Below are 14,718 nucleotides of genomic sequence, written 5' to 3' on the forward strand. Positions count from 1 at the left end.
TAATTCGTTTCGCGGTTGGCTTTATTATGGAAGTCAAACCGCGGTGTTATCTACATTTCAGGAGATTTCGTGTCATATTAATGTCATGTTGTGCGCGTGAGAGGGGCAACTGTGTCTATGCAAGGGATTGTATCACTTTCGCAAAAAATTGAAATGCTTACATTTCCAAAATAAAAAAATAATAATTTAAATGTGTCATATATATTGACACTTTTACAAAAGACGTTTTATTATTAATATCACTGGAGAATAAAAATAATAAAATTGATAAAAATCACTGTTTTTTGATGATAACAGGTCGTTTTAAATGGAAAAATGATCTAATTAATCTACTGGTGAAATTAAATAGGGGATGTCTTCATGAAAAAGCATGATCAAGACTTTATGAAGCGGCAGAACAGACTCACGGTATTCCAAATCATCAAGAATGAACAGCCGATTTCAAGAGCAGCTATTGCCAAACAAACCGGAATGAGTCCGACAACCGTCAGCCGCATAGTGTCAGAGCTGACGGAAGAGGGATACGTTCATGAGACGGAAGAACAAGCTTCGGCCGGACGAGGAAGAAAGTCTTCCTTAATAAGGCTGCTGGATACTGCCGTGATCTCGATCGGCGTCGAGCTGGATCGTCACCAGGCCAACATCGGATTCATCGATGTACAGGGGAATGTGCTGTGCAGCGGCAATTTTCCCAGATCTTCGGGCGATACGCCAGAAGCAACGGTGGCTCGGATCGCAGACATTATTGAAGAGCTGATTCTTGAATGCGATATCGATCGCAGACGGATTGTGGGAATCGGCGTTGGGCTGCCAGGCATCATCGATGTTGAAGCAGGCATTGTCAATTTTTCCGTTCAGCTGGGTTGGAAGAATGTGCAGCTTGCCGAGAGACTGAAGGAATTAACGGGGCTTCAAGCTGTCGTAGACAATGAGCTGAAAGTGAAAGCATTGGCGGAACAATTAAAAGGCTCAGCGTATGGCTCCAACCGTACGGTTCTGCTGGGATTTGGTAATGGTGTAGGCTCGGCACTGATCCTGGAAGGGGAAATTTACCGGGGGGTGACCAACAGTGCGGGGGAAATCGGACATACCACGGTGGACCCTGAAGGCATGATGTGTGACTGCGGCAAGGCCGGCTGTCTTCAAACCTATATCAACATACCGTCCTTGCTATCAGAAGCCAGCAAAATAAAACCGGTTCGTACTATAGAAGAGTTATTCGCGGAGAGACGTGCAGGAACAAGATGGGCGTGTTACTTAATCGATCGAGCCCTTGCTTATATGGCCATTACAATCAACAACGTGGTTAGCATGTACAATCCTGACAGCGTCATCTTGAGCGGTGAAATTCTGGACAAGTTTCCCGAAGTGTATGAGGAGATTACCAATCTCTGTTATACGCAGTATATCTGGGAACCGCTTCAGGATTCCTTCACCATCGTCCGCTCCAAGCTGCATGAGCATGGCGTCATCATTGGCTCGGGACTTGTGGCACAGGATCGTTATTTTCAATTGAATTAATTCATCTAAAGATCGGGGGAGCATGATTATGGGTTTTGTGCCATTGGTAGAGGAATATCGCGGAAATGTACTGGAGAATGTCCATTACGGAGCGATCAGCGTTGTAGACGAGAACGGAGGGGTCATTTATGCAGCAGGTGATCCGCATCACATGACATTCCTGAGATCGGCGGCTAAACCATTTCAGGCGATACCGGTTATGAAGCGCCGAATTGCCGAAGTCTACGGACTTACGGGGGAAGAGACGGCACTGTTTGCCGCTTCCCACCGGGGCGAACGCTTTCATATCGATGCCCTGGAATCCATTCTGAAAAAAACAGAGATTCAGGAGGAGGCCCTCCACTGCTGTGCAACCTATCCATTGAATGAGGATGCAAAGGCAGAGAGGCACCGCAACCATGAGGAGAAGCGCCGGATATTCCATAACTGCTCAGGCAAGCACAGCGGTTTGATTGCCCTGAGCAAGCATATGGGCTGGGACGAGAGCACGTATTACAAGCCGGAGCATCCGGTTCAGCAGGAAATCCTTAAAACCCTGGCTTACTTTGCTGAAGTTCCGGTTTCCTCGATTCCGCAAGGCATCGACGGCTGTGGGCTTCCCATCTTCGCACTTCCTCTGGATCGCATAGGGTACTCGTTCCTTAAGCTGGCTTGTCCGGATTTGATCCACGATGCGGAGACAGCGGATGCAGCTGCAAGAATGGCACAGCTGATGAACGAGTATCCGGATGTCATCGCAGATACGAGATTTGTGTGCTCGGCTCTGCTCCGGGATCCCAATCTGGCTGCCAAGGGCGGCGCCAAAGGCGTATACGGCATCGGACTTCGGGAGGAGCGCTTGGCCATCTCGCTTAAAGTATCCGATGGCTCCGAACAAGTATGGCCTTGTATCATTGCCTCCATCCTGGAGCGTCTTGGTTATGACAATCAAGCTACGATTGATCGATTGTATGATCTTGTGCCGAATGCGATCTTTAACGATGGCGGTACGCTTGTTGGCGAGCGGCGGGCCGTGTATGACTGGAATGATTAAGCTGTGAGGAACTCAAGTCTTAAGGAAGAGATGTTATTTTCTTAAGCGGCGAGTGAATCTATAGATATTATTACATCAAAGGGGGAGTAAACAATGAGATTCAAAGGTAGAACATGGTCACTGCTTATGCTGCTGCTCGCATTCACGATTGTTGCGGCAGGCTGCGGCGGAAATAGCGGAGGCGGTGAAGGTGCAAGTGAAGGCGGCGGCGAAACCAAGCCGGTGACAAAAGATAATAAAGACGTGGTCATTGCCATCAACGCCAACTTCATCACGCTTGACCCGCACAATGCTGGAGACACGCACTCGATTTCCGGTGCACGCACGATGTATGAAGGCCTGATGGGTTTCAATGAGAAAATGGAACTCGTGCCTATGCTGGCTGAAGACCACACAGTCAGTGAAGATGGTTTGACGTATACGTTCAACCTGCGTAAGAACGTGAAGTTTCATGATGGAACAGATTTCAATGCTGAAGCGGTAAAAGTCAATCTGGAGCGCATTATGAATGAAGAGAACAACCTTCGTATGCGTAAAAGCTTCTCGAAAGTGGCAGATGTTCAAACACCGGACGAACATACCGTTGTTATTACTCTCAGCGAGCCCTACAACGCGTTCTTGAACAAGACGGCCATGGCGCTGATCATCAGTCCGAAAGCGCTTGAAGACGGTATTGATATCACGAAGAACCCCGTGGGTACCGGAGCATACAAATTCAAAGAATGGGTCCAAGGTGATCGTCTCGTTGTGCTGAAGAACGAAGACTACTGGCAGGAGGGTCTGCCCAAAGTCGACAGTATCACGTTCAAGCCTGTACCTGAGAATGGTTCCCGTATTGCCATGCTGAAGACCGGAGAAGCGGACTTCATCTACCCGATGCCGACAGAGCAGGTATCTGAGGTCGAAGGCGATCAGAACATCGTTGTTGACAAGATCGATTCCACCATCGTGCGTTACATCACACTGAACACGATGAAGAAACCTTACGACGATCTGAAAGTCCGTCAAGCGATCAACTATGCAATCGATAAAGAAGCATACATTAAGGTTGTCAAATCCGGTCTTGGCTCCAAGCTGACTTCCTCCATGTCCTCAATGACACAGTATTATTCAGAGCAATCCGGTTATGACTACGATCCGGAGAAAGCCAAAGCACTCCTTGCGGAAGCTGGCTATCCGGAAGGATTCGAAGCAGAAATCTGGGGAGAGAACGACTCCGAAACGATGAAGGGTATGCAGTTCATTCAACAGCAGCTTGCTCTAGTCGGAATCAAAGTCGAAGTGAAATCGATGGAGGGTGCTACGCTGTCCGATCAAATCAATTCGGCAACGCCGGAAGATGCGAAGATTCAAATGTGGTATGTAAGCTGGTCACCATCTTCAGGCGATGCGGATGGAGCCACTAAAGGTCTGTTCAGCAGTGAATTCTTCCCGCCAGCTGGCTCTAATACAGCATATTACAAGAATGATAACGTAGATAAGTGGATCATGGATGCCAATAAGTCTGTAGATCCAGAGGCTGCAAAAAGCATTTATGCCGACATCCAGAAGCAAATCTGGGAAGATGCGCCATGGGCGTTCCTCGGTGTAGATCAGGTCATTACGGGTAAAAGAGCTTATCTTGAAGGCGTGAAGGCATTCCCTGATGGTTCCATCAATGTGCTGAATGCCGAAATAAAGTAATCAGACAGCGAAGAGCTTACTGAACGTATACCTTGTGGTGGGCCGCTTCTTAAGATTATTAAGGATGCGGCCCATCTTATTTTAAAAAGAGCTCAAATGTTGCGGAAGGAGGCTCATCCCTTGGGAAGATATGCAATTCAGAGGCTGCTGGGGGTTATCCCGCTGCTGTTCATTGTATCGATACTCGTATTTATGTTCATTCATCTTATTCCTGGAGATCCGGCGAGACTTGTTGCAGGTAAGGATGCCACCCTTGAGGAGATCAACGGTATTCGTGAGCAGCTGGGATTGAATTTGCCGTTATGGCAGCAATATGTTAATTACATGGGTGATCTGTTGAAGGGTGACTTGGGTGAATCCGTACGTTCCGGAATACCGGTTATGGAGATGCTGGAAAGCCGTTTTCTCCCAACCATTATCCTGACTTTTACCAGTCTTGGCTGGGCACTTATTATTGGACTGCTTATCGGGATTGTAACCGCTGTTAATCGAGGCAAATGGCCGGATTATATCGGTATGCTGGCCGCGATATCCGGTATTTCGCTGCCTGGATTCTGGCTGGGGCTTGTCCTTATACAAGTTTTCTCCGTTCAGTTGGGATGGTTCCCGACAGGGGGCATTGATACATGGCAATCCTATATTCTGCCTTCCTTCACGCTTGGAGCCGGCATTATGTCCATGCTGGCGAGATACTCCCGCTCCTCCATGCTGGAGACGATGCGTGAGGATTATGTCCGAACCGGACGCGCCAAAGGCTTGCGCGAGTTTACCGTTGTCGGAAGACATGCGCTGCGCAATTCCCTGATTCAAGTAGTGACCGTTGCCGGACTGCAGTTCGGGTTCCTGCTTGGCGGCTCGGTTATGGTTGAGACGGTATTCAGCATACCGGGCATGGGTCGTTTGTTGGTAGATTCCATCGCATTTCGTGATTATACCGTGATCCAGGCCTTGCTGTTAATGTTTGCAGCTGAATTTATTTTAATCAACCTGATCGTTGATCTGCTTTATGGCGTACTGAATCCGAAAATCCGGTATGCATCGAAATAGGAGGGGGAACCAATGAGCGACAACTCGACAGCGACTGTCATTTCTGTACCAGAGGAGACGTTTGTGAACAGGCCGGCAACAGGCAAATTCAAAGCGTTTATGTCTAAGTTTATGAAGCAAAAGCTTGCCGTTATATCCAGTGCGTTTATCCTGCTGTTATTCATAGTAGCAATAATCGGTCCGCATATTGTACCTTATCCTCCAAATGAACCGAATTACGACGCTCTGATGGAAGGACCATCGGCAGCGCATTGGGCAGGTACCGACGAGTATGGCCGGGATATTCTCAGCCGCTTGATCGATGGAACAAGGCTCACGATGGCTGTCAGCTTAAGCGCGGTATTCATTTCCGCAATAGCGGGTACCATTCTCGGACTAATCAGCGGTTATTATGGCGGCTGGATCGATCGTCTGATCATGCGGGGCAGCGATGTTATGTTCTCCTTCCCCGATCTGCTGCTTGCCATCGGTATCGTGGCGATTTTGGGGCCAGGCTTATCCAACGTGGTTATAGCAGTAGCCGTATTCGGGACGCCGTCGTTCGCAAGGATCATCCGAAGCGTAACCTTGTCTGCCAAAGAATCGCTGTATGTAGAAGCAGCCCAATCGATGGGCGCCAAGAATAATCGGATTATCTGGAAGCACATTTTTCCTGAAACCGTACCAAGCATCATTGTTAACGTCTCGATGAAAATCGGTGGCGCCATTCTGGCAGCGGCATCCTTGAGCTTCCTTGGACTTGGAGCGAAGCCGACTGAACCGGACTGGGGTGCCATGCTAAGCATGGGGCGTGATTACCTCAGCATTGCTCCGCATATCGTGTATTTTCCAGGTTTCATCATCTTTTTGACGGTGCTTGCTTTTAACCTGATTGGGGATGGCCTCAATGACGCGCTGGATCCGAAGACAAAAAATTAAAAGGGGGGATAAATCGTGGCGCAAACATTGCTTGAAGTGAAAGGTCTCAAAACCGAGTTCAAACGCGAGGGCTCATCGGTGCTCGCTGTGGCGGGAGTGGATTTTCATATTAATAAAGGCGAAGTGCTCGGGCTCGTAGGTGAATCCGGTTGCGGTAAAAGCGTGACCTCCCTGTCCATCATGAGACTTCTTAAAGATACACCCGGCAGAATCTCCGGAGGCTCCGTGAGCTTTGAAGGCAAGGATCTGGTGCAGCTGTCGGAAAAAGAAATGCGTCGTTACCGCGGTAACGAGCTGGCAATGATCTTCCAGGAGCCGATGACCTCGCTCAATCCCGTGCTGCGCATCGGCAAGCAGCTGGAAGAGTCGATTATGCTTCATCTGGGCTACGGCCGCAAGAAGGCGCGTAATCATGCGATTGAGTCTCTTAAACTGGTTGGGATTCCGAGAGCTGATGAAGTCGTGGATGACTATCCGCACCAATTGTCCGGCGGCATGCGGCAGCGCGTCATGATTGCAATGGCCATGTCCTGTAATCCGAAGCTGCTCATAGCCGACGAACCAACGACAGCGCTCGATGTAACGATTCAGGCTCAAATCCTGGATCTGATGAACCGGCTGAAGAGGGAGCAGGAAATGGGAATGCTGCTCATTACACATGACCTTGGCGTCGTCGCGGAAATGTGCGATCGTGTGGTTGTCATGTATGCCGGCCGGGTGGTGGAAGAAGCAACGGTGGAGGAGCTGTTTGAGAATCCGCAGCATCCGTATACCAAAGGGCTCATTCATTCCGTGCCGAAGCTGAGACAGAAGGTTCGCCGCTTGGAATCGATACCCGGGAACGTACCGGATTTGATGAATATGCCTCAAGGCTGCAAGTTTGCACCGCGCTGCCCATTCGTGATGGAGCGTTGTTTGTCACAGGAGCCTGGGCTGCTGCCCGTTGCCAATGAACCGCATCGTCAAAGTCGCTGCTGGCTGACGCAGGAAGGGCATCCGGAAGGAGGGGAAACCGCATGAAAGAAACACCTTTGTTAGAAGTCAGGAATCTGCAGAAATCATTCACCGTGAAAAAAGGATTCTTCGGTAACGCCAAGCAGCTGCGCGCCGTGGACGGAATATCCTTCGCCATTCAGAAGGGCGAAACCTTCAGTCTTGTTGGGGAGAGCGGATGCGGCAAGTCAACGACAGGCCGGCTGGTCACACGGTTGCTGACACCAAACGCAGGCGAAGTGATTTTCAAAGGACAAGACATCAGCGGTTATAACGATAATCAGATGCGTCCGCTGCGTAAAGATATGCAGATGGTCTTCCAGGATCCTTACGCTTCCCTCAATCCCCGGATGAAGGTGAAAGAGCTGGTGGCAGAGCCGTTGCTGATCCATACCAAGATGAGCACGAAAGAGCGGGATAAATTGGCTTGCGAGCTGCTGGAAACGGTGGGTTTGAACAGCTTCCATGCCGAACGCTTTGCCCATGAGTTCAGCGGGGGCCAGCGTCAGCGGATTGGCATTGCCAGAGCACTGTCCGTTCGTCCGAATCTGATCGTAGCAGATGAGCCTGTTTCGGCACTGGATGTATCCATCCAGTCGCAGGTGCTGAACCTGCTGCAAGATCTTCAAGAGGAGTATGGGCTAACTTACCTGTTCATCTCGCATGATCTGAGTGTTGTCGAGCATATCAGCGACCGGATCGGTGTGATGTATTTAGGGACTTTGGTGGAAACGGCGGATAAAGATACGCTGTACGATCGTCCGCTGCATCCGTATACCCAGGCGCTGTTGTCCTCGGTTCCGGTTCCGGATCCGAAACAGAAGAAGGAACGGATTATTCTGAAAGGCGATTTGCCAAGTCCCGTGAATCCGCCAACAGGCTGCCGATTCCACACGCGCTGCCCTTCCTGCATGGAAGTGTGCAAGCAGGTAACGCCCGTATACCGTGAGGTTGAACCAGGGCATCAGGTGGCTTGTCATTTATATGATGAAGAGATCATGAAGCATGTGTAAGCAGCTTTGATATGGATGTTCGGTTGAGGAGGAGGACTCAGATGCAAATCACAATAGACGATATGCAATCGGTAGATACTTCGATTTATGCGGTTTATGAAGGGGAGGGGCCCCCTTTCCGGGTAACGGAATCCCAGAAGCAAAAATATACACTGACCTGGTTCTATGGCCGTTCTCATCATGAGACAGACGATCTCGTAGCCGGAATGGGTCCGCGCTCTGGCCTGACATTGGAGCAAGTGCGCAGAACGGGAGCATCCGCAGCGAGAGCACTGCTTAAGGAGAAAAAAGCAAGTGCGGTGTTGGTGCGCGCCTCATTCCGCGAGGGAGAGGCTTCTGCAGCAATATCGGTGAAGGAGGAGCTTCAAGCATGGATGGAAGGCTGGATGTACGGATTATATCAATTCAATAAACATCGAGGCGTTACAGCCAATCATCAAGACCTCTCCTTGAATCTCCGAGTGAAAGATTGGCAGGGGCTCACCCGTGAAGATATGGAATCCATCCTGAGGGAGGCTTCCATCCGCATAAACGGAACCCGGCTCACGCGAGATTTGGTTAACGAATCACCGGAAACGTTAAATCCGGAAGCGTTCGTTGCGGTCGTGGAGGAACGCTTCAAGAAGGCACCGGTTCAGCTTCACGTGTATCGCGGACAAGAGCTTCATGATCGGCAGATGAACGGGCTTATTGCCGTAGGCGCTGGCAGCCAATACGCCCCTGCCATGATTGAATTATCCTACAACGGAGCTTCTTCATCGGAGAAGAGTCCTCATATCGTGCTCATCGGCAAAGGCGTAACCTTTGATATGGGCGGTATGAACGTCAAGATTGGCCGAGATATCAGCGATGCCCGCATGGACATGGGCGGTGCTGCTGCCGTCGTTGGTGCAATGGATATTCTGGTATCTCGCCAAGCACCGGTGCGAGTCACGGCACTGATCGCCGTGGCTGATAATTTAGCTGGACCGGATGCCATGCTTCCTTCTTCCGTTATCCATTATCCGAACGGGCTGAGTGTTCAGGTAGCCAATACGGATGGGGAAGGGAGATTGATTATTGCGGATGCTCTGCTGCATGCAGCGAATCTCGGTGCCGATAAGGTCATTGATATCGCTACCCTCACAGGCAATGTCGGCGCAGCGCTTGGCCTGGAGATTGCTGGAATCTGGGGAGACCGCGATATTACAGCTGATTTGGTTGATATCGGGGAACGCAACGGGGAGCGTTTGTGGCCCATGCCGCTGATGGATGAGTATGCCTCGGAGCTGAGAAGCGATTATGCGGATTTAAAAAATGTCGGTACGTCTACGCTGGCTGGAGCCATAACGGCTGCGCTGTTCATCCGCCATTTTGTAGCCGAGTCCATGAAATGGGTGCACATCGATATGGCAGGCACCGTGCAGTATAAACGGGAGTTTCCCTATTCCGCTGCGGGAGCCACCGGCTATGGCGCCAGATTGTTGGCAGATTATGTGGAGAAGCAGTTTCTCAAGACATAGAGAACAGAACTTCAGATGAGGAGTGACGATGATGCTTCTAGAAATTATCGCAACTTGCGTGGATGATGCCATCACCGCAGAGCAGAATGGTGCGGACCGTCTGGAATTAATTACGGCCATAACCGAGGGCGGACTTACGCCTGGAATCGGTCTCGTTGAAGAGGTTGTGAAGGCTGTTCAAATTCCTGTCCATGTGATGGTAAGACCACACAGTCGGTCCTTTGTGTACAGCACACACGATATAGCAACCATGACGGCGGAGGTCAAGGCGATCCGCAAGGCCGGGGCAGCCGGCGTAGTGCTGGGCATGTTGACACCGGATGGGAAGATTGACGAGGTTTCCTTGGCCAACATGCTGGAATGGACGGGCAGCATGCAGGTCACCTTCCACCGTGCTTTTGATGAGCTGGAGGATCAGTTCGAAGGTCTGCGTACGCTGCTGAAATACCCGTCCGTTACCCGTGTACTGACATCGGGAGGGCCCCAGCCAGCGCCACAAGCAATTCCGAGAATTCGGGAGCTTGTGGAACAAACCAAAGGCAGCGAGCTTAAGATATTGGCCGGCAATGGCCTGAAATGGGAAATTATTCGTGAATTTATCGATCAGACCGGTGTGAGCGAGGTGCATTTCGGCTCGGCGGTTCGATATGGTCGGTCAGGGCTGAAGCCCATTGATCCGATTGAATTGAGATCGCTGGCAGACAGCATACATCAATAGAAGTAGTAGCAAACCTATCGGAAACAGGTGAACAAAAATTGCAAACCGAATGGAATAAACAGCAAGAATTTGTGGTTGGCGTTGACCTTGGGGGTACAAAGATCGCGGCAGCGCTCTTTGATTCCGAAGGACAGCTGCTGAACCGGGAGCAGATGGAAACCGCCGGCGCACAGACGGCGGAGGAGGTGGTCGGCAGAATTACGGCCATGATCCGCAGTGTGTCGGGCGGCCATCCGCTTCGAGGGGTAGGGATGGCCTCACCAGGCACAGTGAATAGCCGAGAGGGGATTGTCATTCATGGAACGAATTTGCCGGAATGGACCAATGTCCCCCTCAAAGCTTGGATGGAGCGTGAGCTGCATACGGAAGTTCAGGTGCTGAACGACGCCAATGCAGCCGCGTGGGGGGAATATGTAAGAGGAGCCGGCAGAGGTTCAACTAACATGGTGTATGTGACGCTGAGTACAGGCATTGGTTCAGGAATCGTGCTGGACGGCAAGCTGTTTCTGGGCAGTAATTCTTTTGCAGGCGAACTCGGGCATCATATCATCGATCCGAGCGGTCCCAGATGCAATTGCGGAAGTCATGGCTGCTGGGAGGTATTTGCCTCGGGGACAGCGATCGGCCATGCAGCGTCCCAGCGGATGCTCGATCAGCCGAGCGTGATCAGAGAGCTGGCTGCAGCGGATGGGGGAGTGAATGCAAAGCACGTATTTGAAGCTAAGCGTCTTCAGGACCCTGTAGCGGTGGAGGTCATCGACCGTGCTATTTATTACATGGCACTAGGTCTGGTTAATGTCATTCACAGCTTCAACCCGGACCGCCTCGTAATTGGCGGAGGTGTCAGCAGAGCAGGAGAGCTGCTGTTCCCGCAGCTGCGGGAAATGACAGATAAACTGGTCATGCCGTCCTATTTAGGCACGTACGAGATCGTTCCGGCCGGTCTGCGGGATGATGTGGGTCTGGTTGGTGCCGCAGCCTTGTTCCGGTGATGACAAATTTAATGCTTGGGTAGTGGATAGAGCAGTGGATGGAATAAAGCTTAGATAGAGATCATTTGGCAGGGAAATAGAATTGGAATTAGACGGGTCTTATAGCCAGTAGTTATAAAAAAGCCGCCCATAGAAGGGCGGCTTTCATTATGTATCAGGGAAGCGGGAAACGGGGCGATCATTTTTTTGCTATTGGGGAGTCCGTCACATGTAATGAGTGATAAGTGTGAACCGTAAACCGTCATCCGTTTGTGCATAGGATTCGACTTTTTGGTTTTCTTATGGTTTGTTTGTATCCGACAAACAAGCGGTTGCCCGCACTTTCCCGCCCGCCGGCGGTAACCGCCGGCTCCAAACCCGCACGTGAGGAATACCTGTAGGCTTGGAGCCGGCGGCTGCCGTTACCCCATATACTTCGATGCGTCAAACGATATTATTGCGTTATGATTGGCATGTTCTATCAGTGACGAGAGTTTGGTTACCTCGCGTTCCTTCTTGCGCGCTGCCGCCTGATAAGCTTCAGGATCATACAGAGCGACGTTGAACAGCGTCGTGGCGTTGTCTCCGCTTCCCCGGCTGCTTTGACGCTCAAGCTTCTTGCGAGAGCCGAGGTGTGCAAGCTGTCCGATATCACCGCGAATGTGTTTCGCCAGCTCGATTGCTTCCATGATCGTTATGTCGGAACCATTCCAGGAGATCGTCTGCGTTGTGTTGGAGAGGGCCATCAGCAAATCCAGTTTTCTGAAATCCGCCGCCGCCGATTCAATCTCTTCCGTAATGACATCTACACTCCGCGCGGGATACTCAGCCGTTTCTCCTTTTTCAATGATCGTACTGCTGTTATTCAGACGCTCCGACGCCAGCTGGCTCATAAGACGATGAATTGCTGCCCGTACGGCTAAAGCTTCAGCCATTGTGATTTGACTCATTCGTAATGGATCACCTCTATGATTTCTTTTCTGATATAGTTAAACGCAGGATCCTGTAAAAAGTTGCTAAACGTTTTAAGAAAATGGAGTAAGAGGAATACGCTAGAGTTACATAATTGTCATGACTATGTGAGATTGTTAACAGAAATCAGGCTGCGAAATTCGATTATTCCGACAGCGGGTAACATAAAACGATAGATTCTTAGGATATTATTGACAGCATCCTTGCTTGTATACTATATTAAGAGAAGTTACAAAATGTTAATGAATTTTTGCCGAATTTCGTTTGTGAAAACGGGGGAACCGTCTTGGGTGAATTATTCTTGTACTAAAGAGAGTATAGGGAACCTTCAACCGAACCCTTAGCTAACTCCGTAGGCATCGAAGGAGAGAACATATTTTGAAGAAATTTGTCATCACATTGCTTGGGTCTGCAATTATTTTTTCTTCAGGTGCCGTAACAGCATTTGCTGATCAACAACCGAACTTTCAGCATCAAGTGAAACAATTGGTAGGAACTCCATATAAATGGGGCGGAACGACCACCAGTGGATTTGATTGCTCCGGATTTATACTGTACATGTTTAGAAATTTTGATATAGATCTTCCACGCACATCCCAAAGCCAGGCTAAAGCCGGGGTTTATGTGGATCGCGAAGACCTGCGGGTTGGAGATCTGGTGTTCTTCAATACAAGCGGCAGCGGAATTTCGCATGCAGGAGTTTACATTGGCGAAGGTCAATTTGCGCATGCTTCCAGCAGCAAGGGTGTAAGAATCAGCAAGCTTAGCGATTCTTATTATGAGCCGCGTTATGTAACGGCGCGTCGTGTACTGAGTCAAGAAAACTATGCGAAACTGGTAGGCAGTCCAAGCTAATTGAGAAACGCAGTTTTTCGGGAAGTATAATACATATTAAGAAAGCCTGACAAAGATCCATCTTTGTCAGGCTTTCTTTTATTGAGGGATGCTAGACCTGATCACTTTATTCCTTTACAACAGAAGCATTCACAGCGCCTTCCATCTGATTATTATAAGTCCGGAATAGTCCCAGACGCCAGAAGGCGGCTCCCTTTAGATCATAGCGCTTGGCGAGACCCAGCTTATCATCTACGGAAGACGGAGTTTCACTGCTTAAGCTGATGCCGAGCAGGAGCTTTTGTTTAGGAACACCCGCTTGGAGTGCAAGCTGAATCGCCTGATCTACAAGACTGTTAGGCTCGGGTACCTGCGATTTGGTGCCGACCGGGTTATACTGATAAGCCATAATGATGAGATCATCTGCTATGGAGGCAAGAGTCTTGTAATCATAGCCTTTATAGGCACTGTTCAATGGCGGCACGGCCAATGACAGGGAGATGTCCTTCGGTAAAGAAGCCTTCAGCTGTTTGACATAATCGTTAAGCAGCTTCTGCTGCTGCCCTGCATCCAATTTAAAGCCGAGCCCTTCAAAATCGAGAACAACTCCGCCGAAGCCGTTGTCCGTAACGGCTGTCGTTATGCCCTCAATCGATTTCTGCCGAAGGGTGCTGTCACTCAGAACCTTGGTCAGTTCACCATTACCATCCAAAGCATAAACCATAAGATGCGGTTTAATGTTCTGATCCGCTGCATCCGCCACAATGGATTGTGGCGTTACATCACCGGCAGATGCAGGCAAGCGGTACTCTTTACCCTCAAGCGTAAATTGACCTTCGCGGTCGATGCGGCTCCACCCGAAAGCGACTGAGTTCATGGAAGGTATTATATCGCGTTCCTGATAGGATTCTAGAGCATAGAAGGCTCTCAAATGCATCTCCCGCTGCGGAGATGTCAGGGAAACCGTACGCGTAGCCTGGTTCCAGCCCACGTCGACACCGAATTGGCTGCTGAACGAGCTGAGCGGAATCAGCACGCGCCCTTCCCGCTGTACTGGTGGTGCCGCGAGCGTAACTTTTTTCCCGTTCACGGTTGCAGTTTTACTGCCCACCTGCAGCAATACCTCCGTTGCTTGCCCCTTCAGGCTGCCGATCGCTTTCACCGTTTGCGTCTTGCTGTTCCAGGTGATCTCAATTCCGAGCGCTTCGCCAACGGTCCGGAATGGAACATAAGTGACACCGTTGTCTATCCTCGGAGCAGCATCAAATTTCAGTGGAACATCATCCAGCATGACCGCAATAACCGGTGCTGCGGCGGCATTACTGATATTCGTGGCAGTACCCAGCAAGGATAGGGCCAGAACGGTGGCGGCCGCTGTTTTTCCTACATGTTTATGTAACATACTCCGTATTCCTCCAACTCATCATATAATAGTAGATTGGCCTTGCATGGAATGGTAATCTAGCATATGCAATTATAGCAAAATTTTCATAGAGTTCCAATTACATGATGT

General features: G+C 50.0%; 13 protein-coding genes and 1 riboswitch. Of the genes, 11 read left to right on the forward strand and 2 right to left on the reverse strand.

Annotated elements, in window-relative coordinates:
- The first annotated feature begins 360 nt into the window (after positions 1 to 360).
- The 10 genes from M2277_RS05830 (at position 361) to M2277_RS05875 (ending at position 11,420) form a co-directional block, all read left to right on the forward strand.
- Complete coding sequence (locus tag M2277_RS05830; protein ID WP_006211040.1) at positions 361 to 1,521, forward strand: ROK family transcriptional regulator; 1,161 nt, start codon at positions 361 to 363, stop codon at positions 1,519 to 1,521.
- Positions 1,522 to 1,549: 28 nt separating this feature from the next.
- Positions 1,550 to 2,554 carry an asparaginase gene (locus M2277_RS05835; protein ID WP_006211039.1) on the forward strand — a complete coding sequence of 335 codons (1,005 nt, stop codon included), beginning with the start codon at positions 1,550 to 1,552 and terminating at the stop codon, positions 2,552 to 2,554.
- Positions 2,555 to 2,647: 93 nt separating this feature from the next.
- Complete coding sequence (locus M2277_RS05840; protein WP_036642390.1) at positions 2,648 to 4,237, forward strand: glutathione ABC transporter substrate-binding protein; 1,590 nt, start codon at positions 2,648 to 2,650, stop codon at positions 4,235 to 4,237.
- 120 nt (positions 4,238 to 4,357) lie between these two features.
- A complete protein-coding gene (locus tag M2277_RS05845) occupies positions 4,358 to 5,284 on the forward strand; it encodes an ABC transporter permease subunit (RefSeq protein WP_006211036.1) in 927 nt (308 codons plus the stop codon).
- 12 nt (positions 5,285 to 5,296) lie between these two features.
- On the forward strand, positions 5,297 to 6,202 hold the full coding sequence (locus M2277_RS05850) for an ABC transporter permease (RefSeq protein ID WP_280754355.1): 906 nt from the start codon (positions 5,297 to 5,299) through the stop codon (positions 6,200 to 6,202).
- A 15-nt stretch (positions 6,203 to 6,217) separates the two neighbouring features.
- On the forward strand, positions 6,218 to 7,222 hold the full coding sequence (locus M2277_RS05855; protein WP_006211034.1) for an ABC transporter ATP-binding protein: 1,005 nt from the start codon (positions 6,218 to 6,220) through the stop codon (positions 7,220 to 7,222).
- Positions 7,219 to 8,208 (forward strand): ABC transporter ATP-binding protein, encoded by a 990-nt coding sequence (locus tag M2277_RS05860; RefSeq protein ID WP_280754356.1) that lies wholly within the window; start codon positions 7,219 to 7,221, stop codon positions 8,206 to 8,208. Before M2277_RS05855 ends, M2277_RS05860 begins: the two co-directional genes overlap by 4 nt.
- A gap of 41 nt (positions 8,209 to 8,249) precedes the next feature.
- Positions 8,250 to 9,710, forward strand: coding sequence for a leucyl aminopeptidase family protein (locus tag M2277_RS05865; RefSeq protein WP_280754357.1), 1,461 nt, complete (start codon positions 8,250 to 8,252; stop codon positions 9,708 to 9,710).
- A 31-nt stretch (positions 9,711 to 9,741) separates the two neighbouring features.
- The gene (locus tag M2277_RS05870; protein WP_036642394.1) at positions 9,742 to 10,428 is read left to right on the forward strand and encodes a copper homeostasis protein CutC; all 687 of its coding nucleotides are present in this window, start codon (positions 9,742 to 9,744) and stop codon (positions 10,426 to 10,428) included.
- 38 nt (positions 10,429 to 10,466) lie between these two features.
- Positions 10,467 to 11,420, forward strand: a complete 954-nt coding sequence (locus M2277_RS05875; RefSeq protein ID WP_148247024.1) for an ROK family protein — start codon at positions 10,467 to 10,469, stop codon at positions 11,418 to 11,420.
- Between the two features lie 401 nt (positions 11,421 to 11,821).
- Here M2277_RS05875 and M2277_RS05880 read toward each other — a convergent pair whose 3' ends face one another.
- On the reverse strand, positions 11,822 to 12,349 hold the full coding sequence (locus M2277_RS05880) for a hypothetical protein (protein WP_063479920.1): 528 nt from the start codon (positions 12,347 to 12,349) through the stop codon (positions 11,822 to 11,824).
- A gap of 263 nt (positions 12,350 to 12,612) precedes the next feature.
- Positions 12,613 to 12,746, forward strand: a riboswitch (cyclic di-AMP (ydaO/yuaA leader).
- A 3-nt stretch (positions 12,747 to 12,749) separates the two neighbouring features.
- Between M2277_RS05880 and M2277_RS05885 the strand changes: the two genes are divergently transcribed.
- Entirely contained in the window at positions 12,750 to 13,226 is a 477-nt protein-coding gene (locus tag M2277_RS05885; RefSeq protein ID WP_006211028.1) for a C40 family peptidase, read from the forward strand.
- 106 nt (positions 13,227 to 13,332) lie between these two features.
- On the opposite strand, the gene M2277_RS05890 is transcribed toward M2277_RS05885, so the two are convergent.
- Complete coding sequence (locus M2277_RS05890; RefSeq protein ID WP_063479919.1) at positions 13,333 to 14,607, reverse strand: stalk domain-containing protein; 1,275 nt, start codon at positions 14,605 to 14,607, stop codon at positions 13,333 to 13,335.
- Positions 14,608 to 14,718 lie beyond the last annotated feature (111 nt).

The organism is Paenibacillus sp. LBL (assembly GCF_029893715.1).
In the GTDB taxonomy this organism is placed as follows: domain Bacteria; phylum Bacillota; class Bacilli; order Paenibacillales; family Paenibacillaceae; genus Paenibacillus_AQ; species Paenibacillus_AQ glucanolyticus.